The sequence below is a fragment of the Paraburkholderia ginsengiterrae genome (assembly GCF_001645125.1).
Classification (GTDB): domain Bacteria; phylum Pseudomonadota; class Gammaproteobacteria; order Burkholderiales; family Burkholderiaceae; genus Paraburkholderia; species Paraburkholderia ginsengiterrae.
Window position 1 is genome coordinate 1 of record NZ_LXKA01000304.1, and the last position, 433, is coordinate 433.

Below are 433 nucleotides of genomic sequence, written 5' to 3' on the forward strand. Positions count from 1 at the left end.
GATGCGATGCAGCTGTTCGATGTCCTGCAGACGTGGTTTGTGCACGTGGACGTCGATCTTCACAGCACTCTTTTCCGCAATTCCAGAGTCGATATCCAGCTGGACGTCAGCCTCGTCGTCGTGCGCTGTCGATTCGATGCTCGCCACCATCATAGCGCCCTCACGTGCCGCATTACCTTGCACCGTCCACGTCAGCAGATAGGGAACACGTCCCCTCCAGCGCCACGCCACCTCCCCGCTGTCCACACTCCCGCCCTCTTTCCCACCCGCCCCCATCACCCCCCCCATGCCGCACCTGACCGCCCTGATGCACGCCCCCCCCCTCTTTTCGCCCATGCTCCACGACCCGCCACTGCGCGTCCCCCTCCGTCACCCTGCACACGCGTCTCACCCCCCCGCCTCTCCATCCGCGTATCGACACCGCAGCCTCCCA

General features: G+C 64.9%; 1 pseudogene. It reads right to left on the bottom strand.

Features of this window, described 5'->3' with window-relative positions:
* Positions 1 to 246: pseudogene (locus A6V37_RS41880) on the bottom strand (metal-dependent hydrolase); the annotation flags it as partial.
* Positions 247 to 433 lie beyond the last annotated feature (187 nt).